Annotated in this window: 18 protein-coding genes; 8 read left to right on the forward strand and 10 right to left on the reverse strand. The window is 47.3% G+C overall.

All coding sequences use genetic code 11. The features are described 5' to 3' along the window. Positions 1-107 precede the first annotated feature (107 nt). From WC593_00635 to WC593_00645, 3 genes are all read left to right on the forward strand, one after another. Positions 108-1676 carry a histidine kinase dimerization/phosphoacceptor domain -containing protein gene (locus WC593_00635; GenBank protein ID MFA4823641.1) on the forward strand — a complete coding sequence of 523 codons (1569 nt, stop codon included), beginning with the start codon at positions 108-110 and terminating at the stop codon, positions 1674-1676. Next, entirely contained in the window at positions 1669-2448 is a 780-nt protein-coding gene (locus WC593_00640; protein MFA4823642.1) for a response regulator, read from the forward strand. The genes WC593_00635 and WC593_00640 overlap by 8 nt, the downstream gene beginning before the upstream one ends. 91 nt (positions 2449-2539) lie before the next feature. Beyond that, positions 2540-5488 carry a HEAT repeat domain-containing protein gene (locus tag WC593_00645; GenBank protein MFA4823643.1) on the forward strand — a complete coding sequence of 983 codons (2949 nt, stop codon included), beginning with the start codon at positions 2540-2542 and terminating at the stop codon, positions 5486-5488. Positions 5489-5729: 241 nt separating this feature from the next. Here the strand turns inward: WC593_00645 and cca are convergent, their stop codons facing one another. Both cca and thpR read right to left on the reverse strand, forming a co-directional pair. Further along, entirely contained in the window at positions 5730-7094 is a 1365-nt protein-coding gene (gene cca, locus WC593_00650; protein ID MFA4823644.1) for a CCA tRNA nucleotidyltransferase, read from the reverse strand. Then, positions 7088-7627 carry an RNA 2',3'-cyclic phosphodiesterase gene (gene thpR, locus WC593_00655; GenBank protein ID MFA4823645.1) on the reverse strand — a complete coding sequence of 180 codons (540 nt, stop codon included), beginning with the start codon at positions 7625-7627 and terminating at the stop codon, positions 7088-7090. Before thpR ends, cca begins: the two co-directional genes overlap by 7 nt. Before the next feature lie 161 nt (positions 7628-7788). On the opposite strand from thpR, the gene WC593_00660 reads away from it, so the two are divergent. The 3 genes from WC593_00660 to WC593_00670 all read left to right on the forward strand — a co-directional run bounded on the left by WC593_00660 (position 7789) and on the right by WC593_00670 (position 11272). Beyond that, positions 7789-8058: a glutaredoxin domain-containing protein gene (locus WC593_00660; protein ID MFA4823646.1), complete on the forward strand. Its 270-nt coding sequence runs from the start codon at positions 7789-7791 to the stop codon at positions 8056-8058. Then, positions 8058-10238 carry an anaerobic ribonucleoside-triphosphate reductase gene (nrdD, locus tag WC593_00665; GenBank protein MFA4823647.1) on the forward strand — a complete coding sequence of 727 codons (2181 nt, stop codon included), beginning with the start codon at positions 8058-8060 and terminating at the stop codon, positions 10236-10238. The genes WC593_00660 and nrdD overlap by 1 nt, the downstream gene beginning before the upstream one ends. An 83-nt stretch (positions 10239-10321) precedes the next feature. Further along, a complete protein-coding gene (locus WC593_00670; protein MFA4823648.1) occupies positions 10322-11272 on the forward strand; it encodes a zinc ribbon domain-containing protein in 951 nt (316 codons plus the stop codon). Between the two features lie 1310 nt (positions 11273-12582). Here the strand turns inward: WC593_00670 and WC593_00675 are convergent. The 4 genes from WC593_00675 to WC593_00690 all read right to left on the reverse strand — a co-directional run bounded on the left by WC593_00675 (position 12583) and on the right by WC593_00690 (position 16392). Next, the gene (locus WC593_00675) at positions 12583-14640 is read right to left on the reverse strand and encodes a hypothetical protein (protein MFA4823649.1); all 2058 of its coding nucleotides are present in this window, start codon (positions 14638-14640) and stop codon (positions 12583-12585) included. Beyond that, complete coding sequence (locus WC593_00680) at positions 14603-15148, reverse strand: toll/interleukin-1 receptor domain-containing protein (protein ID MFA4823650.1); 546 nt, start codon at positions 15146-15148, stop codon at positions 14603-14605. The genes WC593_00675 and WC593_00680 overlap by 38 nt, the downstream gene beginning before the upstream one ends. A gap of 202 nt (positions 15149-15350) precedes the next feature. Beyond that, positions 15351-15776, reverse strand: a complete 426-nt coding sequence (locus tag WC593_00685) for a CS domain-containing protein (protein MFA4823651.1) — start codon at positions 15774-15776, stop codon at positions 15351-15353. After that, on the reverse strand, positions 15766-16392 hold the full coding sequence (locus tag WC593_00690) for an ArsR family transcriptional regulator (GenBank protein ID MFA4823652.1): 627 nt from the start codon (positions 16390-16392) through the stop codon (positions 15766-15768). The genes WC593_00685 and WC593_00690 overlap by 11 nt, the downstream gene beginning before the upstream one ends. 164 nt (positions 16393-16556) lie before the next feature. Between WC593_00690 and WC593_00695 the strand changes: the two genes are divergently transcribed. Both WC593_00695 and WC593_00700 read left to right on the forward strand, forming a co-directional pair. Next, the gene (locus tag WC593_00695; protein ID MFA4823653.1) at positions 16557-16829 is read left to right on the forward strand and encodes a hypothetical protein; all 273 of its coding nucleotides are present in this window, start codon (positions 16557-16559) and stop codon (positions 16827-16829) included. A gap of 91 nt (positions 16830-16920) precedes the next feature. Further along, positions 16921-17109: a hypothetical protein gene (locus WC593_00700; protein MFA4823654.1), complete on the forward strand. Its 189-nt coding sequence runs from the start codon at positions 16921-16923 to the stop codon at positions 17107-17109. Position 17110: 1 nt separating this feature from the next. Here the strand turns inward: WC593_00700 and WC593_00705 are convergent, their stop codons facing one another. From WC593_00705 to WC593_00720, 4 genes are all read right to left on the reverse strand, one after another. Then, the gene (locus WC593_00705) at positions 17111-17371 is read right to left on the reverse strand and encodes an integrase core domain-containing protein (GenBank protein ID MFA4823655.1); all 261 of its coding nucleotides are present in this window, start codon (positions 17369-17371) and stop codon (positions 17111-17113) included. Between the two features lie 87 nt (positions 17372-17458). Further along, entirely contained in the window at positions 17459-17905 is a 447-nt protein-coding gene (locus WC593_00710) for a hypothetical protein (GenBank protein ID MFA4823656.1), read from the reverse strand. A 47-nt stretch (positions 17906-17952) separates the two neighbouring features. Beyond that, positions 17953-19389 (reverse strand): amino acid permease, encoded by a 1437-nt coding sequence (locus tag WC593_00715; protein MFA4823657.1) that lies wholly within the window; start codon positions 19387-19389, stop codon positions 17953-17955. After that, a complete protein-coding gene (locus tag WC593_00720; GenBank protein ID MFA4823658.1) occupies positions 19386-21707 on the reverse strand; it encodes an Orn/Lys/Arg decarboxylase N-terminal domain-containing protein in 2322 nt (773 codons plus the stop codon). The genes WC593_00715 and WC593_00720 overlap by 4 nt, the downstream gene beginning before the upstream one ends. Positions 21708-22076 lie beyond the last annotated feature (369 nt).

The following is a 22076-nucleotide window of genomic DNA, read 5'->3' on the forward strand; positions in this document are numbered from 1 at the left end:
CCTATGAACTCATGACATTTCTCACGTGGTCAGTGATGTCTTACTATCGCGCCCGATCGCAACCCTCAAGAGCAGGGTGTGCGAATACCAGCATCAGGTAACATCGTATGATCCCCAGCCGGATTCTTATTGTCGAAGATGAAGTGATTGTAGCAAACGACATAAAAGAAACCCTGAACAGCCTTGGATATACCGTAGTAGGAATTGCCAACTCCGGGGAGACCGCTCTCCAAAAAGTGGCTGAGGTCCACCCCGATCTCGTGCTCATGGATATCTATCTTGGCGGGAAGATGGATGGAGTCCAGACAGCAGGAGAACTGCACAAGGTCAGCGACATTCCGATCATATATCTCACAGCATTCTCTGACGAAGCCCTGCTTGCCCGGGCAAAACTTACCGAACCATACGGGTATATTATCAAACCTTACAGTGAGCGGGAATTGCATTCCGTCATCGAGATGGCCCGATACAAGTATGCGATGGATAAAAAACTCAAAGAGAGCGAAGACCGGTTACAGAAATTAAACGATGAACTTGAAACCCGGGTAGCTGCCCGCACAACCACCCTCCGTCAGCAACTTCAGTTCCTCCAGCAGTTGATCGATACCATTCCCGCACCGGTATATTACAAGGATTCGAAGGGAGGGTACCTTGGCTGCAACAATGCCTTCGAAGCCTACACCGGCATTCCCAAACGTGAAATGGTTAAGAAGACCGATGCGGCGCTTTTCTCTTCGGATATTGCGGTTCTCTCTGAAGAAAAAGATTCCCAGCTGATGAACGGGAAAGGGATCCAGGTATACCCGGCAAAATTCCTCCATGCGGATCATCATCTGCGTGATGTCATATTCAACAAAGCCACGTTCAACGATCCTGATGGAAGTATTGCCGGTTTCATCGGTGTTATGATTGACATCACCGAGCAGAAGAAGGCTGAAGAGGATCTGCAGATGTCCCTGCATGAGAAAGAGTTGCTGTTAAAAGAGATCCATCACCGTGTGAAGAATAACCTCCAGACAATCTCAAGCTTCCTGTACCTTCAATTACTGACCTGCGATAATGAACAGACAAAAAACCTGTTCAATGATGCACGTTCGCAGGTAAATGCCATGGGGCTCATTCACCAGAAACTCTACCAGTCAACAGATATTTCCCGCATACTGTTTACGGATTACATCACCAGCCTCATTGAATACCTTAAGGAATCCTATGGTGTTGATGATACAAAAGTACGGATTATCATATCGGTAAAACCCACAAATCTTGCTCTTGACATCGATACCGGAATCCCCTGCGGGCTGATCATCAATGAGCTGGTGACAAATGCCTTAAAATATGCATTCCAGGACAGATCCGGCGGCACCATCACGATTCAGATGGTACAGGATGAACTGCACCATAATCTCCTCTCGGTAAGTGACGATGGGCGTGGAATCCCGACAGGTTTTGATCTTATTACGAATAAGTCCCTTGGAATGAAGATCGTCTCCAGCCTGACCCGTCAGCTGGAAGGCACCCTGAAAATTGTCCACCAGCCGGGAACAACGATAATTATCAGGTTTCCTGAACAGGCAACTCATAAAAATACAATTCTGGAGATCACAAAAAAACCAGCTGCTGACGATGAATTAAACATAGATGAAAAAATCAAAAGAATCCGGGCACACTATGGCTGAAAAAAAGATCCTGATCGTGGAAGACAATGAAATTGTCGCCCTTGAAACCAACGAGCGGTTGATACGGCTTGGGTATATAGTTACCGGAATTGCAGCCACCGGCAATGATGCAGTTGCACTCGCACGTTCGACATTACCGGATCTCATCCTCATGGACATCAACTTAAAAGGTGAGATGGATGGCATCACCGCCACCGAACAGATCGCGGTATTTCTTGATGCGCCGGTGATTTTTCTTACCGCATATTCCGACGACGCAACCCTTCAGCGTGCAAAAAAGACAAAACCGTTGGCGTACCTCATCAAACCCTTCAAGGAACGCGAGCTTTACAGCAATATTGAGCTGGCCATGCACCGGGCCAAATCAGAAAAAGCGATGAAAAGATCCAGCCAGATGGATGAACTCATCGGTACATTTTCTGCAATGAACGAAGGCGTGATAGTGACTGATAAGGAAGAGCAGATCATCTACATGAACCATCCGGCATCCGCCCTGACCGGTTTTTCCGCTGATGAATACCTGAACAGTCCTGTAACCTCGGTCTTTACAATCCAGCGCGGGGATCCGGCACTAGAAACCATTCTTAACAATAAACCCTCAGGGTGTCCGGTCCTCCAGGAAATACGAATGAACGTAATCCTGTTGACACGTTCTGAAAAGGGAATCCCCGTTATTACAGAAACAATTGCCATAAACGATGCAAACGGCACTTCCGGAGGGTACGCCCTTATATTCTGGATACCACAAAAGGAGACACAACAAAAAAGCTGATTGCAGATCCTAAGAACGGTTTTCACGCCTGCTCAAAGATACTCTCTGCGGGAACCGGAATCCGAATCCCGATTGACATGAATGGAAAACTATGGATTTTATTCATTATTTCCGACCGGATTTAGAAAAATCAATCGCTTCAAAAGATGTGCGGGGAATTATCCGTGCGCTCAGTAACCCGGATACCGCAATTCAGCGAAAAGCAGCAGCTGCGCTTGCGGATCTTGCACCTGATGAGGCAGTTACCCCGCTCCTCCACACCCTTCTGTCTCCGGATAGGGATGTGCGACGCCTTAGTGCAATGGCGCTGGGGAACATACGTGACAGCACCGCATCCTCCGGTCTGGTCACGGCTCTTGGGGATACTGATCCCCGGGTACGGCTTGAGGTTGCAGAGGCGCTCGGGAAGATCCGTAATCCGGTAGCGGTTGGCGCCCTTCTCCAATGCCTTGAGGACAGCAATGCCGATGTCAGGATGAACACAATCTGGGCACTTGGCAGGATGGAAGATAAAAAAGCTATCCCCTCTATCCTTTCCCTGCTTGCCAACCCGGATCACGGGATACGGTTGAGGGCGGCAGAAGCCTTAGAGAAACTTAACGGGGTGCCGGGAGATCCACAGGATAAAGCGCTCTATTATATCGCAAAGAACGAATGGGACGAGATCCCGCGGATACGAGAGGCTGCGATCAAACCGCTGGTCTGGGCATTAAAGGATGATTATTACGATATCCGGATGCGGGCAGCCCGCACTCTCGGTATTATCAGAAGCCCGATAGCGGTTGAGGCGCTCAACAAGGCACTCTTTGATTTGGAAGAGTGTGTCAGTCTCGAGGCAGTTGAGGCACTCAGCAGTATCGGTACAGATGAGGCGATACGTTCGCTGGTTAACGGGCTCTCTTCACCTTATAAAACCACCCGAACCCTTGCAAGCACTGCTCTGGAGAGGGTGGGATGGCAACCCTCTCCGGATTTGAAAAAAACTCTGGAGGCCCCTGACCGGGAGGAGTGGGATATCTGCTGCTCGATGAGGGGTATGTCACCGGATACGCCCCTCGTCAGTAAAGAGTCTGCGGTTACACCCCGGATATTTTCAGAATCTGCAAATATTCCAAAAAATATTTCCCGTTCAACCCCCGTACGACCACCTATCCAACTGCGCAGCAGCCAAAACCCTCCTGTTACACCGGAAACGATGAAGCTGCATGGCATTAGCAATGATACCCGTTCAGCCCTCCCCCTCAACACTACACCCGACGATCCGGATCAAGGCATCCGGCAGCAGTGTACCCGGGACCTCAGTCAGCTGATAAAACCCCCTGCAGTGGAATCCCTGATCCGGGTCCTGGAAACAGATGATCCCGTTCTCTATAAACAAGCGTTGCGGGGGCTTGGCGCCATAAAAACACCGGCGACGGTTGCATCCCTCGCTCAGGCAACCCGTAACCCGGATATAAATGTCCGGCTTGGTGCCATCATAGCACTCGGGATCATCAGCAGAAGAACAGGATCCGATCGAATCCCTGATGCAGGGACGGGGATGCTCGGGGAGAAAATACAGGACACAACGGGTAAGCAGGCAGCAGAGGCACTTTTGGAACTCAAAGAGTCGACCCCTCTCATAGCGGGGATGATCAGTACGCTCAGCCACCCGTATGCATACATGCGAAGGGGTGCAGCTGATGTGCTGCAGGTTATTGGCTGGAAACCGGGCAATGATGACGAACAACTCCTGTTCAATGCTGCACATCCGAGCAGTGATGAGTGGACCGACAGCCTGGAAAAAGACCGGGGTCCTGGAGCAGAAAAACATGACGAAAGCCACGATCTTCCTGATGACATAATCGCAAAGATGGCAGATCCCCGGATCAGTACGGAAAAAAAGATAGAGTTTGTGCAGCAGATGGGTATGTCCGGAGACCCCCGGTATACCGATGTACTGATTGCTGCCCTGCAGGACAGTGACCCCCGCATTTGTCTGGAGGCGATGCTGGCGTGCGGGAAACGAGGGGATCAGCATTCCGTCCCTTTTCTTATCTCCCTGGTAAATGTTCCTGACACGGTGATCAGGAAGAGAGCTATTGAAACTCTCGGCGTGATTAAGGATTATAGCTCCATCCCATCAATTATTGAGGCGATTCACGACAAGGATCAGGAGATACGAAATCTTGCATTATTCACGCTGGGTGTCTTTCAAGATCCCCTCAGTGTCCAGGCGCTTGTTATGAACTTTACCGATGAGGACCCCTTTGTTAAAGAAACGGTGAGCACTGCCCTTAACATGCTGGGAGTGTATTCACTGCACCAGGTGCGGGATCTTCTCATCTCGGATAATACGGCACAGCGCTTCAATGCCCGCGAAGTAATAAAGAAAAACTATGGGCACACTATTGCTCTCAAATATTTTATATGCCTCCTCCAGGCCTCGGATAAAACTATCATACAAGAGGCAGCCGGTTCGCTCAAAGAACTCGGCTGGACCCCGGCCGTTGACAAAAATTTTGTCAATTATTTTATTGCACGATGTGACGGAAAAAACCAAGAGGAAATGGGAGGAGGATCTCTGGTAAAATGGCTCAAAGATAAGAATCCTGAAGTAAGAAAGGGTGCACTTATGGTATTATCGCGTATGAAACCGGCGTCAAGCAGCCAGATTATTACCTCAGTACTGCAGGATCCCGATTCCGAAGTGAGAGCTATGGTCGCATCGAATCTTGCAGCGATTGACTGGCATCCCGAAAACGAGTTCCAGAACGTGATCTTTCTTTTTGCACAGAAAAAATGGACCGAACTGGAGAAATGTAAAAAAAATGCCACCGGGGTTCTTACGGAGGGTTTAACGGACAGGGATCCGGAGGTGCGGCAGGCATCGATGGAATTGCTTGGAACAATCGGGAGTAAAACGGCAATATCTGCCCTTATGGAGGGACTGCATAACGATGATCGTGAAGTACGGTTTGCATCACTCCGGATGATTCTGAAAAAACCATCTCATGACGGTGCTGATCTCGTTTCAATTCTGAAAAAAGAGAGATGGTAGGGTTCTGTTATCGCATTTATGGTCAAAGACCTTACTTTTAATACTGTATTAATTATTTTGACCGCAATAACCTTCGTTTTCCCATATTCGGCTAATATTTCCTATTTATCTATTACAAATTGTATCAAACCAAAGGTTCTTGACTATACTATGAACAGGGAACTTCCGTTTTCACCCTGAATACTTGTGGCTCTCGGCATCGTGGCCATTTTTCCTGGTTCTGGCAGTAAAGAACCATTATTCACGGTCGTTTGACCCGCACCAGAGGAGAGCACCGGTCAAAAAACCGCCCAATGAACGGTGCGAACTCCTCATGCCAGCATTCAGCACCCTTCTTTAGTTCCCAGCCATGTGCAAGCACCTGCCGGACATGTTTTCCCAATCTCACCTGCAGCAGGGTATCGGAAGTGAGCAGGTCCTCAACCCGGGTAAATTCCCGGGGCACTTCCATCTCGTATTTCCCTTCGTTGATGTAGGGCCCCGGCAAGGGAGAGATGACATGCTTTTCCCGGAATTTTTCCGCATTTACCCGGTTCCAGAGAGGTGGTCCCTTGTGTATCCGGACATTGGGAAGTTCTGTCACCAGCAGTTCCATAAGAAACATGCACCGCTCTTCTTCCATCGTGTAATGGGCGTGATGCACGGCAAACCCGTTTCGCTCGAGATGCTCGACAATGGCACTCATACTTCGTTTCAGCTGCGGGACGATGACTTCTTCAATATAGGGAGGCGTGGCAAACGTAATTGCATAGAGACCCGTGCCCCGCTCTGCAAGAAGGCCGGCAAGCTCTTCTTGTGTTATCGTATGGAGAGCGGGTACCAAAAAGTATTTTTCTGAGGGGGATTCGAGATAGCCCCGGGCAAGTTCCACAAACTCCACCATGCGGTCAAGCGATACTGCCGCCGCGACATTGCGTCGTGGATCAACCGGGTCAATCACGATGAGGGGCTCGTCAAACTCTTTTGCCGCGTGGCGCTCCGGATCAACAATCATATGCGGATGCCATTCTGCCGTAGCTTTCAGGAGCGGGGTAAACCCGCCATAGTAGAGCACCAGTAGCTCGCAGAGATACCCGGAGAATCCCTCGGTCATCTGGTCGGAGCCATAGATGCCCCCGGCTTTGGTGAACCGCTTGAGGAGGAGCACGTCATCGATCAGGCCATTGATCTTATCGGTAATATAGCGCGTGTGGAACGGTGTGCGGTCGACTGCGCTCTGGATCTTTGTGGCACTGTCCACATTATAGCAGGGCACAAGATCCACGTCCACGTCATCGATAACCGCATTGATATATGGGTGCTCGGCGTACTTTTCATGAAACTTTGTCGAGAACTCCAGTGCAATCTTTCGTGCAAGGGAAAGTCCCTCCTCTTCCAGTTGCTCGCGGGAGAGACCGGTGTCAAAGAGCATGAACACATCGAGATCCCGGTCACCCCTTACCCATGTGTGGCGGGCAATCGATCCCACAACCATACCCTGCGCCTTCCCGCTTTTGGCAATCGCCTCCAGCAGGCGTTTTGCTATGCCACACACATGCTCGCGCTCCTCAAGAGTCGGGCGGAGGGTGGCAAGAACGGTTTCTTCGAGGGGCAGGTGGGCTACCATGGAATCTCCAGCAGGTCCTCATAGACAGGTCCCCGGGGTGTCAGGGTGCTCTTTTTCAGTTTCATACCGCTGATCATGCAGCTCCCGTATTCCCTGTTTCCCAGCTGGCTGATTGCGGCAAAGAGCGAGGGATCGGGAGATTTTACCCGCGCCACCGTGGCATGGGGAGTGAACTTACGGGTTTCGCGGGAAAATCCCAGGGGTGAAAGAGCATCTTCTACCTGTTGGAAAACCTGCCCGGATTCACCGGCATCATCGATCGTGCACCAGATCGTGTGCGGACGTAATGGGTTGTTTACGGTAATTTTTCCGGCAGTAACCAAAAACGGGGCAACCTGAACCGTGCGGAGTGCATCCATAACTGGAGGTAACTTCTGCTCTGTCACCTCACCTAAAAATTTTGTCGTGATATGAATGAGGGCGGGTTCTACGAAGGTAAGGCGCGCCCTGCATCCGCGCAGGACATCCTGCGCTATCGTAAGCTGCTCCCGTATCTCTGAAGATAATTCGAGTGCAACAAAAACCCGTACCATTGATTGTATTATTATTCTATTCCTCTACAAATGGTGATCGTTTTTCATGATACGGTTTTGTGCTGGTGAATGTATGTTTGGAAAAACCTGCGTGTACAAACCATGATTTTTTTATTCACATAATACCAAATGGATTACTGACAGAGTGAGGGTATTTTTTTATGGCAGAAAATCCGCAATTGATTGTATATACGCTTGAATACTGCCCGAACTGCGACCTCCTGAAAGGGTTTTTAAAAAAGGGTGGTTACGCTTTTGCCGAACGCGATCTTTCAACAGCGGAATCCCTCACCGAGCTGCGGCTGAACGGGGTCTTTGTCTCAGAAGCTCCTGTTCTCCAGAAAAACGATGACTTCTTCACGTCTGCAGATCTCTTTCCTTCCGGTAAACTGGATGGTGCACGCATTACAAAACTGATCGCGGGTGAATGATGGCCCATAAAGAGACCCGCCAGCAGACCATCTTCGGCGCGTATGCCCCGACACTCCCTCCGGTGCGGACGAGCGATGGGCATATCGTTGAGTGGGACCGTAACCGGATCATCCGCCAGATCGTAGAAGAGACAAAACTTGTCGAAACCTTTTATGGCTACGATGGTGCTGATGAGGCCACCGCGGCGGAGATTGCACGCGATGTGGAAAACAAGATAAAGAGCATGGGACTCAAGTCCCTTTCCGGCCCCCTCATCCGGGAAATCGTGAACATCACCCTGCTCGAAAAGGGCATGATTCAATACCGGAATGTCTCAACCCGTGTCGGTACGCCGGTCTACGATGCCCACATGATTGACGTGGGCAGGGGTTTTGAAGCGCACGACAATGCGAACCTGCAGGAAAATGCCGAGACCAGCCACAAGAAAAAAGCGGATAAGATCTCAAAGGAACAGTACCTGCTCCAGCTGCCGCCCAGTCTCGCCGACTATCACTTATCCGGCGAGATGCATATCCATGATCTCGAATACTTCGGCACGCGCCCGTTCTGCCAGGACTGGGACCTGCGCTACTTCTTCTACTATGGCCTGATGCCGGATGGCACCGGCACGAAAGCTTCGGTTGCCGGCCCGGCCAAGCGTGCGGAGGTTGCCATCCTCCACGCGGTCAAGGCACTGGGTTCAGCGCAGACCAATTTCGCCGGCGGACAGGGTTACTATAACTTCCTCACCTTCCTTGCACCCTTCGTCGAGGGCATGGCGTACGAAGAGATCAAGCAGCTGGTGCAGATGTTTGTGTACGAGATGACGCAGATGATGGTTGCCCGGGGCGGCCAGCTCGTCTTCTCATCCATCCAGCTCTCTCCGGGTGTTCCTACGCTCTGGCAGGACAAACCCTGCGTGTACAAAGGTAAAGTCTGGGACGGGAAATCCGCACCGAAACGGACGTATGGGGAGTTCGAGCGCGAGGTGCGCCTGCTCTTCAAGGCAACCATGGAAGTGATGCTGGAAGGTGATTACTGGGGTAAGCCCTTCAATTTCCCGAAGCCCGAGATCAGCATTGAACCGGATTTCATGCAGGAGCGCGAGGAGTTCAACAAGAAGAACCCGGATCTCCCGACCTACCAGGAACTGTACCTGATGACCTTTGAGCTCGCATCCAAGTTCGGCACACCCTATTACGACAACCAGCTTCCTGCCTATCGTGGCGCGGGCAAAGGTATCTCCTGTTACCAGTGCTGTGCCTACCAGTTCTCAGCGGTTGCTGATGAAGACTCGGATTTCGACCGGAAACTCTTCTTTGAAGAGGGCAAGCATTTCTCGATGGGGTCGTGGCAGGTCGTCTCGGTCAACTGCCCGCGGGCTGCATATAATGCGGAAGGGGACGATGCCCGCCTCTTTGCCGAGCTCAAGAAACTCATGGATGTCTCAATCGAGATCTTCAAGATCAAGCGCCGCTGGATGGACAATATCCGCGGGAACGGGCGGATGCCCTTTGCCATGCAGCGCCCCAAGGATCCCAATACAGGTGATCGCGGTGCAATAGCCGTTGATCTCGAAGGACTCGTGTATACCATCGGTGTGGTTGGTGTGAACGAGATGGTCCAGCACCATACCGGTAAGCAGCTGCATGAATCCAAGGAAGCCTTCAAACTCGCCATCCGGGCGATGACCGAGATGGAACTCTACGGGCGCGAGCTCAGCAAGAAGAACAACATGACCATCGCGCTTGCCCGGACCCCGGCAGAGACAACCGGCCAGCGGTTCGCCGTTGCCGACCTCCTTGACCGCCGCTACCACGACTTTGCGGTCAAAGTGATCAAAGGCGATGTCGAGCTGGGACTCGAGCAACTGGGCAAATCCCGGGATCTCCCGATCTATTACACGAACGGAACGCATGTAGCACCGGGCGCGGATGTTTCCCTGCCAAAACGCATGGAGATTGAGCATGTCTTCTTCCCGATCGTAGACGGCGGCAACATCTTCCATATCTGGCTTGGAGAAGCGCGACCCGACCCACGGGGACTGATGGATATGGCAATGAAACTCTGCCGTACCACGCAGATCGGGTACTTTGCCTTCACCCGGGATATTACAGTCTCGCTCAAGCAGTTCCATGAGATGCGGCCGAAAAAAACCATCAGCCAATGGGTGCCCACCGACATCAAGGTGAAAGTATAATCTGTTGATTGCGGGTATCTCCAGCGATAAACACATCGGATAAAATCCGCTTTTTTTATTAGTGCCTGCCGTGAATAATCTGTATGGGACAAAAATTCTGTACTATGTGCGGGGCTGTCCTATCCGATGGTGTAAAATTTTGCGAAAGTTGTGGTGCGGTGGTTGAACAGATCCCATCAGCACCCACACCCGCACCTATACCCTCACCGGTATCGCAGGCCCCTTTCCCCCCGGCAGCACCCCAGCCGGGATCGATACCCAAAGGAAATCCCAAAATAACGATCCTCGTGGGTATTGTGATCGCTTTGGTTGTTCTGGCAGGAGCAGGGTATTTTCTGGTTCTGCCCAAATTGTCGGGTTCAAATCCCCAGTCCTCCTCACTACCCGGGACGGGTCTTACAACGTTAACTCCCCTCCCGACAACCGTGATCGCAACGACTCCCATTCCCGTTACAACGACTATCGTTCCGACACCCACTCCGGACCTGTTCCCGGATGCGTATTCAGTCAGGCAATTGTTCAATTTCAACGAAGGCAAGTACGCCAGCAGGGCAACCGTCTACCGGTACTGGATGAATGAGACCTACCATTGGCACAATGATTTAGATAATCGCTACTATACCGAGCCCCTGACCCCGAAACCGGGATTCAAGTACCTGCTGGTGTTCGTGAACATCGAAAATATTGGTACGGATGGGTACCCCTACCCGAAAGCCAGCACGATTGTTGTGCATAATGGCGGAAATACCTATAATGTTGATTCCTCCCATTACATTCCGGATAAATCAGGGAACCCCAAAGCAACCCCCATCGAGATCCAGGAACTTGAGCACCAGTCCGATTATTTCAATATGGAGCGTGTTGAGGATTACGGGTACTCCCATGCAACGACCCAGGATTTTGTTTTTCCCGGGCAGGGTAATGCGGTCGATGGCTACCTGATATACGAGGTACCTGCCTCACTGACCCCGGAAAATACCTATGTTTACATAGAATTCGACGGGCAGGACAAGGCTGCCTGGAAACTGGGATAATATTCATCATTTTTTTTGGAAAAATGTGATCATCACTCTGTTAAAAACCAATGTAATCAGTTGAACTAACCTGACTCCGGGTGAATTTTTTAATCAAAGTTAGGCTTGAAAATGTTAATCAATGTCTGCCCAAAATTTTTCAATCAAGGATCGATTGATCCGGATCAAACTTTCAATCACGATCATGATCGCGATGACAAGTTTTCAATCAAGGTTTGATGAAAAAAATGTAATCAAGGTCTGCTCAAAATTTTTCAATTAAAGTGTGCTTGAAAATTTTCCATCAAGATCCGATGAAAAAATTTCAATCAAAGTCTGCTTAAAATTTTTCAATCAAAGTGCGCTTGAAGAATTTTAATCAAGGTCTGATTGATTTCCCGGTGTCTGTTCACGTCGAAAGAGTATCATAGGATCTGTTTTTCAATCGAACTCTGGTTAAAAATTTTCCATCAAGGTCTGCTTGAAATTTTATAATCAAACTCCGGTTGAAAATTCATCATCAAGGTTCGATGAAATTTTTTCAATCAAAGTCTGGTCAAAATTTTACCATCAAGGTTTGCTTAAAATATTTTAATCAAGGTTTGATTGTTCCGGATCAGTCTTTCAATCACGATCATGATCGCAATGACAAGTTTTCAATCAAGGTTTGCCTGAAATTTTTTTGTCAAGGTACGATTGAAATTGTAAAGTCCGACCCCCACACTTCACATACAGCAGCAGACTCAAACCAGACCTCTTTGATTAGGGAGTGTGTGATTCTATGAAAAATGTGGAGTGAAGTGCGATTAATATTTTTCATGTAGGTTTTGAAAAAATGAGCAATCCCACCCCTGTGGGGGTCGTTCGACCGCCTCGTCGGGGTCTCGCCGGGCAGATTCGGTTTAATCTGATGACCGGCTCCTGAACCGTCGCGGGGCGCCCGATTGAGGGCGGCGGCGTTCATCAATATTCTGAATTCATAAGGCAGGATTATTCCCTATCCATATGTTTGGAAACAGTTACCATATGACCAAGCTCACAAATCAGGAGGGTGCTTGGTTTTTTTCCCTTGACTCCATTCGAATTGATGCGATACCGCAAATTTGTTTTTGCAATTGATTATCATGCGGTGGAGATTTCGCGGATGGGGGCGGGCTCTGACAATAGGATCGGTATAGGTAGATATGTCACGATGTGGTTAAGGAGAAAGAAAATATGAAACTGGTTGATGCATACTCAAAAGGAAGCATATAAACTTATGTCGTTGAGAGAAACAATTAAACTTGCAGATAATATTTGAGATTCAAAATTCGACATCGTTAAAAAATTTATTATTCCAACCTTTTTTGAAGGACAGTTAATTGCTTCAATGATTCTTCTAATTGATAATTATTTGGGAATTTTCCTAAAGTGTTTTTCACAATTTCTAAACCTCTTTTGATTTTTTCCCTTGCTGCTTCATTATGTTTTTTTGCAATCAGAAATTTCGCTTCTTCATATTCGATTCTTGCTAAAGTATCCGCGCAATAAGTATCTTCAATATATTTGTAGGTTTTTAATTGTTCTCTTGCATCATCGAATTTGCCCTCCTTTAATTGCATTTCTGCAAATATTGTATCGCGAATTCTTCTTTCAACAAAAGGAATTTTTTCTGGTAATAAATTAAGCAACCTTTCAGTTTCTTTTATATCGTTTTTTCTTAATTCCAATGCAGCTAAATGGGTAATAGATTCATGCAGATTTTTGTTTAAATCAACTGCCATCTTTGCATCAAGATATGCCTCTTTAAAATTCCCTTTTGCACAATTAAGCATTGATAATCTATGATAAATTGCTGCTTCGTCAGGAAATGTAACTTTTAAATCGGACATAATTTCTATTGCGTCATCGATTCTACCTTTTTTCTCTAATAACGCAGCATACTTTGGAGTGATAAATCTATCACGTGGTGAAAGTGAATGAGCTTTTTCCAATTGTTTGAACGCTTCATCAATTTCCCCCAATTGATCCAAAACATCCCCATAATCTCTTAAAAGCGGTAATGACCATGGTTTGACATCTAATCCACGTTTGAAATAATCTTTTGCTTTTTCTTTATTCCCTTTTTGTTTGTAAAATAATCCCCAAGCGTGGAATATTTTATGTCGTATATACGTAGTTCTTTCCAAATTCTTCAGCTCGTGCTCGGCTTCTTCGAATATTTCCTCTCGGGTTAAACAACGCACTTTAATTAATCTAATTTCGTGATCATTTGGATTCATTTCCAGCCAAATATTTGCATATTTCAAACTTAATGAATAATCCTGTGCATGGAACAATTTTATTGCGGCTCCCCTTAATTCCCCCTGAAATTGATATGTTAGTTCTTTTGCCCCTTTGTAGTCATCAACTAAAATTAAGAGCCGATATGCCATCGAACAATAGCGTATGAAATCCTCATCGCTAATTTTTTCATATAATTGATTCTGACAATGATTCGATATCTGTCGGGATAACTGACGCCAATTTCCACTTTTTAACGAGCGATTCCAAAAATAATCTTTCATTAAAGGTAGTATTTGTAACAGCCCTAAATCAATAGAAATGAATGAATCTAGATATAACTCATCAACGGCCTCACGGATTTTTTCAACATCTTCTTTAATTATTTGAATTAAATCGTGTTGAGATAATCCCGAATCTGAAATTGTTAATAATTCAAGAATCGTTTTCTGTAAATTATTAAGTCCTTGCCTTGAACGTCCAATAAGTTGATTTGCGATATCTATACGAATACTTTTAAAGTGTTTTAAATCAATGAGAACTTGTTCTATTGAATATTTTGCTATTACATAAGATGCTAGTCTTGCAGCAAGGGGATAGCCATAAAGTTCGCTAGCAACATTATTTAGAATTTTTTTATCAGGAATTTTCAATTTAGGATTTGCTAAAGTGATCCATCTTTCAAGAATTGAAACAATATATTCGTCATCCAAATGACCCAATTTTAAAATGTGTGAATTTTTCTGAAGTTCTATCTCAAGTTTTGGAAAATATTGAGTTGCTATTAATATTGGGGGTAAATTCTCTAATGTTGACAATTTTTCAAGTATAATCCTAAAATAATCCTTAAGTGTACCATCGTCATTTAATGCATTTTCGACATCATCAAAGAAAAGTACTTTATCTTGTTTTATTAGAATAACTGCGGATTCTAATAAAATTGAATACAACTCATCTTGACTGGAATATGATTTTAAAATTTTAGTATTAGATCTTGTAGACATCTCCAACGATAATCGTAGAAGATCATGACCTTGTGTTAATGGAAATCTAGCTACTTTTTTATTAAAAACTTTATTTGAGACATGTTCACCTAATGTAGATTTTCCAATTCCAAAATAGTCCATAAATAAAAATAAATTTAATATTTTGTAAAGAGACAGATTCAATAGCTCTCATTTCATCAAATCGATTTACAACGGCACTTCTCCAATCACGAATTTTCTGTTCATGAGCAATTGTTTTGCCGCCATCTTTTAATATTAAATCTAAAATTTTTTCAATAGCCTCAAAAGGTTTATTAGGACAATCGATATATAAAAAACTTTGAAGTTCGGGATGGATTTTGCAATCGTCTATTCTAACGACAATGATACGATAGTTTTCATTTTTTATATATTGCGTGATTGCTAAATTTACTTCAAATTTTACCCAACGAGAATTCATTGAATTTTGTGAGGCAATTATTATGAACCATTTTGATTCGATAATCCCTCTTGCTAATTCACCAGGAATTAAATCTCCCGCATCTAAATTCCATTTATCATAATATACATTACTTCGACCTAATTTTTCAGCTAGATTTTCAACCAATTCTTTATCCTTACTGGAATGACAAAGAAATGCATACTCCATTAGTTTTCCCGCTCCACTATAAATCCTAATACTTTTTGATACATATAATGAATTTGATTTGATTTTTTTTTGATTTTTTTTTAAATATTAGTAAACACGTTATTTAAGCGACACATGGCCAATTGTGATAAATACAAAAATAGACACATTATAATCCACTAACTTCAAGTCACAATTAACAGCGAATTTCCAAAAAAAAGGATCAGAGATTTGAAGATAAATCTTTTTTAAGCGTGATATCCATGACGCTACGGTGGACCCGGTAGTAACTGTGGATACGGTCTACCTTATGTTCAAGCATGATCGTTGTGGTCCGGTCATCGGCAGTTATCTGCACGCGTTCTGGTTCGATGTCGACAACAGGCGCGTTCTTAATGGTGGCCGGCATCTCTGCGGTAATGAATATCTGGTCTTCGCTCTCGGTTATCTCGTAGGGGATCTCACCATCATCCTCCGGGATCTCTCCTCTGAATATCCCGGGCTCTCCATTCTGTGGGGAACGGCTGATAATGGTATATCCTACGATACGGGCATGTTCACTGTCCGGCATGTTCTTAACGATATCTTCAACGATCTTTGCCAGGTTGTTAAAGACGTCGTCGTAGGGATTGTTCGGATTATTCTGCATGAACGCCTCGAAGTGAGTAATGTTCTTTCACTCTCTTAATGATTCCTGTCCGCTCGAATTTTTTGAGGAGGGTGACAAGTTCTTCCGGTGGCACCTGGGTTGCTTCCTCGAGTTCAGGGAGCGTGAGTGAATCATGCGAGAGTGCGATTATTACGGTAAAATCTCTCTCGCTCAAAAATATATCCTTATGGTTATGGGCAATATCAGCGATCTTGTTTTCTATGTCATGGTTGACCTGTTCAAGGGTAGAGAGTATCTGGTCGTGCGCCTTGATCATCCGCGCGAGCATGATCACCGATTTTTTCAGCTGTTCGTCCTGTTCACTTTTTTTGTCGGTTATTGAACCTGGTACCTGGACCTGCCGAAGGCTCACATCAACGAGGATGTCATTTTCCAGGTAATAGTACTTCCTGCGCCGGTCATCGGTTTCGCAGGAGAGGATCGATTCGCGTTCCATCAGCTGGAGATGATCGATGACCGCTTTTGGGGAAAGTACGAGCGTATCGGATATTTCTGTGACAAAACAGGGTTTCTGCCGGAGCAGTTCGATGATACGCCGCCGGTTCCGGTTCCCGAGAATATCTAAGAGACGGGCCACTTCCATCGCGTCATGCATGATTTACATTATGTTAGTGTTGGCTACATTTAAAATTCATGAAGGCCGGTTCTGGTGCGTTGTCGTGACTTCGAGACTTTTAGAAACGGGTGATAAATGGCGGGACTTTTAAGTATCAAAGTAATTGGGATATACTTAAGTCAACGAAGAAAAAAGTTACATCTATGAATTATTCGGATCGGAAAGTATTCACCAATAAATATCTGAACTTTCAAACACTCCTCATAATTTTTGTAGCAATTCCGACGGTAGTCCTTGCCATCCTTATGTCATATGTGATGTATCTCGCGGTTATCAACAATATGAATACCTTAATTGCAATGATAACTCCCAATCTTCTTCTTGTTTTAACCTATGGAACGCTCGCGGTCGTTATCGTCGTTATCGGAATACTCTTAATCGCAATTGCAAAAGCCGGTCAAAAGATCTACAGATGACAATGAGAAAAATAAATTCTCAAGATTAATATTGTTGGTTTAAGATAGGATAGAACAATATCAAAACAATATCAAAAAATGGGGTTATCAAATGTCGTTAAGACTTTCGTTAAAATGGGCTATAATTTTGGTGGTTATACTTGGGATGATATTGATGGTTCCTCCATTGCTTCAAGGAAACTATTCAAAAGCTGGTGGAGCGTTTGCTCAATGGGCTATTATAAGTATCATAATTATATTGATTGGGACTTGGGATGAATACACGGCGAAAAAGAAATAATTTATTTTGTTGCCGCCAACCCGATCATCATTTCCCACCGATTCCCCATTAGATTGATTGGGAGATTTGCCATCTGTGCCGGCGTCATTCCATTGATTCCCATGTGAGGCCGGATATAATTATAAAACGTCTGCATTCCTGCGGCAAATTCTTCTGCACCCATCGCGCTGTCAAGGCTCCGCATAACCTTTATTCTCTCTCGGAACGTTCCATTCAACCGTTCAAGAATGTTATTGTTCGGCTTTGTTTCAAAGTCTTTCAAGCGGATATGAGGGTTTGAACATTCCTAGAAATATCAAAAAATATGTGAGTGGATCCCCCCTAGCCAGTAAACATTTTCCAAAAAAAATTACAATAAAATTTTCTTTTTGAGTTCCGGTGCAAGATTTTTCAGGATATTACTGTTCGCGGGTGTCACATGGATTAAGTGCTGACCTAAGACCACAAGGCTGCCGACGGGCTTACCACGCCCGACCTGCTGGGCATTATGGATGCGGATGGCTGCATCCCGGGACTCTGCACTGTCAAATGACTGCGTGGACACGGTAACTACTTCTCCGGCATTATCCGTAAGAACGTACGTTTTTCCGCCGGTGGCTCCGGGAAGGTTCCATGTCGTATCCTTGACGCTGGTAACGGTAATCCCCGTTGCCTGCGCTGCTTCATTCACTGGTTCACCGGAAACCGGGTGGTAGGGGGATTCTTCGGCAATGACCAGAATTAATCCCAAGGGTAACAGGACCACTATGATAAGGAATACGAAGAGTCCGATTTCCAGCCGGGTGTACGTGCTCATAGCCAGCCTCCTTTCCGGATGATGGTATCATTCGTTTTCATTGCCATTCACCTCAGTCCTCCCGTAGATTTCAGCCAGCTGGCCTTTTTGAATTTTAAGAAAACCAGCGGGGGCACGGCAAGGAGGAACGTGCCGAGTAACACCGAACCCACGTACACAATTCCGCTTGTCGAGAAGTATGATGGCGGCATAAGGCCGACAACAAACGCAAACAACGTTCCGAACATACCAATCCCGCCAACAAGCCAGATCCCGACCATACCGCCGGGGATCTTAAAGGGGCGTGGCGTATTCGGCTGGCTGTACCGGAGCTTGATCACCGATGCAAAGACAAGGACGTACACGATACAGAGCAGTTCAACAGTCATTGCCGAAAGAATCCAGTATGCCTGGTTGACGGAAGGTAAGAAAACATAGAGCAGGGAGATGACAGATCCGATAAGCGCCTGTATGAGGAGGACGGCTACCGGTGCGCCGTACTTGTTGGTCCGGTCAAAGAGCGGGGGCATATTCCCTTCCTCAGCAACGATACCCAGCCCTTTGGCAGGGCCAATTAACCATGCTGCCAGCGAGACAACCCCGCCAAGGGTGATCAACACTGCCATCGGTGCTACAAGCCATGTCACACCGGCTGCGGTGAAGAAGTACTCGATGGCCTGCATAACCCCGGAGGCAAGATTGAGCTTATCAGCGGGGATGACCATCGCAATGGCAAGCGTTGCAAGCACCGTGCAGACGACGATGATTACTGCTGACAACGCCATAGCCCGGGGGAAATCCTTCTGGGGATTTTTTGTCTCCAGTGCGTGGAACCCTGCCATCTCCATACCCGCGAACAGGAGAACAATCGTAGCAAAGAATGGCAATGTTGAGGAATTGATTGCCGGTATCATCGCGGCAAGAGTGAGGGGAGGCAGCACAATCGCTTGTCCCGAACCCATCCACCAGACGCCCAGCAGGATGATCAGGATCGCGGGGATGATGCTTCCTAAGATGACTCCTACATTACCAAATTTTGTTGAAGCCTCCTCACCGAAGTACGCGATCGCGGTTGTACCCCAGAACGCAATCATCATGACGCTGAACATGTACCAGGGATTGTTCGCAAGCGCTGGTGTCAGCGCGAATGCGAGCGTGGATGCGATAAACGAAAGGACCGTCGGGAACCAGACAAGGTTATTCGACCATTCGCAGAACAAAGCGGTAAATCCACCTTTCTCCCCGAATGCCTGTTTCACCCAGGCGTAGACACCGCCCCCCTGGGGCCAGCCGGTTGCCAGTTCTGCCCCGGCAAGGGAGATAGGGATGAGAAATATGACTGCACCTATAATATACCAGCCAATGCAGGACCAGCCATAGACTGCCATCGAGGGAAAATTCCGGATACTCAGCACAGCGGCCACGTTGATCATCGCAAGCGCAAAGAGTCCCAGGACTTTTTTTGACGGGAGGCTGTTGTTCTGGCCGGTTTCTTCTTCGCTCATTGTTTCTTCTCCTTCACTTTCTCCTTTATGCAGTACATCATATACTCTCCCTTGACATTTTCGATACCATGGGTATCATGCTCGAACCCGGGGAAACGTTTGTCGAAATCCTGCAATGATTTCAGGTACTGGAGTACCGGCCCGTTCTGTTTTCCGGTACGCTCACCGGGAGCAAGGATGGGGATGCCCGGCGGGTACGGGAATATCCCGGTTGCAACGATACGGTTGCCTGCTTTCTCTATAGGAATATGTTCGACTTCGTTATGCACCAGTTTTTCAAACGCTTCAGCGTAGGTTATCGCAGGTTCCGGCAGGATTGCATAGGCTTTCTGGAGGATGTCGCACATCTTATGATCCTTCTTGAACCGGTGCATCTCGCCCGCCAGCTCTTTGAGGGTGAGACCGCCATAGCGTTCCGGGCATCCCGTCGTGAGGTCCGGGAAGACCTCTTCAAGGGGAGTGTTTTCGTCAAATAACCGCTTGAACTCGAAGAGTTCGGTCACGAGCGTTCCCCATTTCCCTTTCGTAATTCCCATCGAGAAGAGGAAGAGGATCGAATAATCGCCGGACTTTTCGTTGATAATCCCCCGGGTATCAAGGAATTTGACCACGAGTGCTGCCGGTATACCCCAGCTTGCAAGCGTACCATCATCATTCACGCCGGGCATGAGAACCGTGACCTTGATCGGGTCGAGCATGCAGTAATTGTCCGGCAGGCCGGTAAACCCGTGCCAGGTATCGCCCGGATGAAGGGTCCAGCAGGAGGGATTGTCGCGGAGTGTACTGAGTGACGTATCCTCAAAGCTGGTCTTCTTGCGGGTTTTGGGATCGATGACCGTGTCCGGCTGCCACATCGGGAACCACCAGTCCTTCTTTCCCTTGCCAGTTTCAATCTCCCGCCTGATCCGGGCCATTGTCCTCCGGAACCGGATTGCCTCTTCAATGGATTCAGTGGTGAGCATTTTGCCGGATGCCCCATCCATCATCTTTGAAGAGACATCGAGCGATGCGATGATAGTGTAGAGCGGGGAGGTGGAGCTGTGCATCATGAACCCTTCATTGAACCGGCCGTGTTCAATGGGAATTCTCCCGTTTCTCACGTGGACCATGGATGCCTGCGAGAGTGCTGCCAGCAGTTTATGGGTGGACTGGGTGGCAAAGATGGTCGGGCCGTTTTCGTCCCTTACTCCATCGCGCATGGCAAACCTGTCCCGGTAGAGCGGGTTGAACCGGGCATAGCCGTACCATGCTTCATCAAAATGAATGCTGTCTACGCTTTTGCCGAGCACCTCTTCGACCTGTGCGGCATGGTAGCAGAGCCCGTCATAGGTTGAATTGGTGATGATCGCATGTACCGGCTTCTGGCTGCGTGCAGTTTTTGACAGCGGGCATGCGGCAATTTTTGCTTTTATCGCTTTTGGGGTCATCTCGTCCGGGGGGATCGGGCCGATAATGCCGTACCGGTTCCGTGTCGGAATCATGTATACCGCAACGGAGTGCGTCATGGTCAGCGCATGTTCTGCTGATTTGTGGCAGTTACGGTCAACGAGAACGATATCGTCCTTGCTCACCCTGCCAAAAAAGACAATCTTGTTTGCCGTGGATGTGCCGTTTGTGACAAAATAGGTCATATCCGCGCCGAACACCTTTGCGGCGTATCGCTCGGCCTCACCGACCGGTCCTGAATGGTCAAGAAGGGAACCCAGTTCCCCGACGGATATGGAGAGATCTGACCGGAAGAGCTGTTCGCCAAAGAAATTAAAAAAAGCCCGTCCTGCCGGTGATTTGCGAAATGCAGTTCCCCCGGCATGTCCCGGGGTATGCCACGAGTATTCGAAATCCTTTGAGAATTTCACCAGTTCTTTAAAGAACGGGGGGAGAATAATTTCCCGGTACCGTTTTGCTGCTGCCGATATTCGCCCGGCAATAAATTCCGGGGTGTCTTCCATCACCCAGATATATTCATTGACCTCCCGGACGGTTTTTAACGGGAGGGATGTTGGGGGTGCGTTTGTCGGCTCGCCCATCAGGAACAGGGGAATCTTTTCATTACGCTCCCGTATCTCGTCGATGATCTTTGCCGTCTCCGCGTGTCTATCAGGAGTGTCCCCGCCAAGGTTCCAGTTGATCAGGATACAGTCAATGTCAGGAAGTGCCGAGAAGGCTGCACGGGCATCCTCGGGTGAGGCTACTTCGCCGACATGGATGCCATAGTCCTTGAGCCCGGTAATGATCCGCTGGATAGCCCGCCCCTGGGGAGAATCGGTCTTATGGGCATCATCGATAATGGCGACATTCAGTGACTCTTCAGGTTTCATGTTCCCCCCATGGAGTCATGCTGAGGCTTTCGGTGTTCATCAGCGTATCAGATTGAGAACATTTGTGTATTATGGGGGGTTCTGGCATAATTTTCTCCTCAATTGCGGAGATCGTCTTTAAAGGATTTTAAACAATCATCCGGAATCGTGTAATACAAAACTATCATTCGATGTATATATATCGATCGCAATCTGCCAGTTCGCATTTGGAGAGGTATCTTTCAGGACCGGCCGGGTTTTGAGATCATAAAAACGTCCTGCAAGTCCTGAACGTGGACGGTAATTTTGTCCGGTAATTTTTTACCGGAAAAGATCATCAAACTTAATTTTTAATGGAGGTAAGTGCAGATGGTGTGCATCGTAAAACAA

The organism is Methanoregula sp. (genome assembly GCA_041645435.1).
In the GTDB taxonomy this organism is placed as follows: Archaea; Halobacteriota; Methanomicrobia; order Methanomicrobiales; family Methanospirillaceae; genus Methanoregula.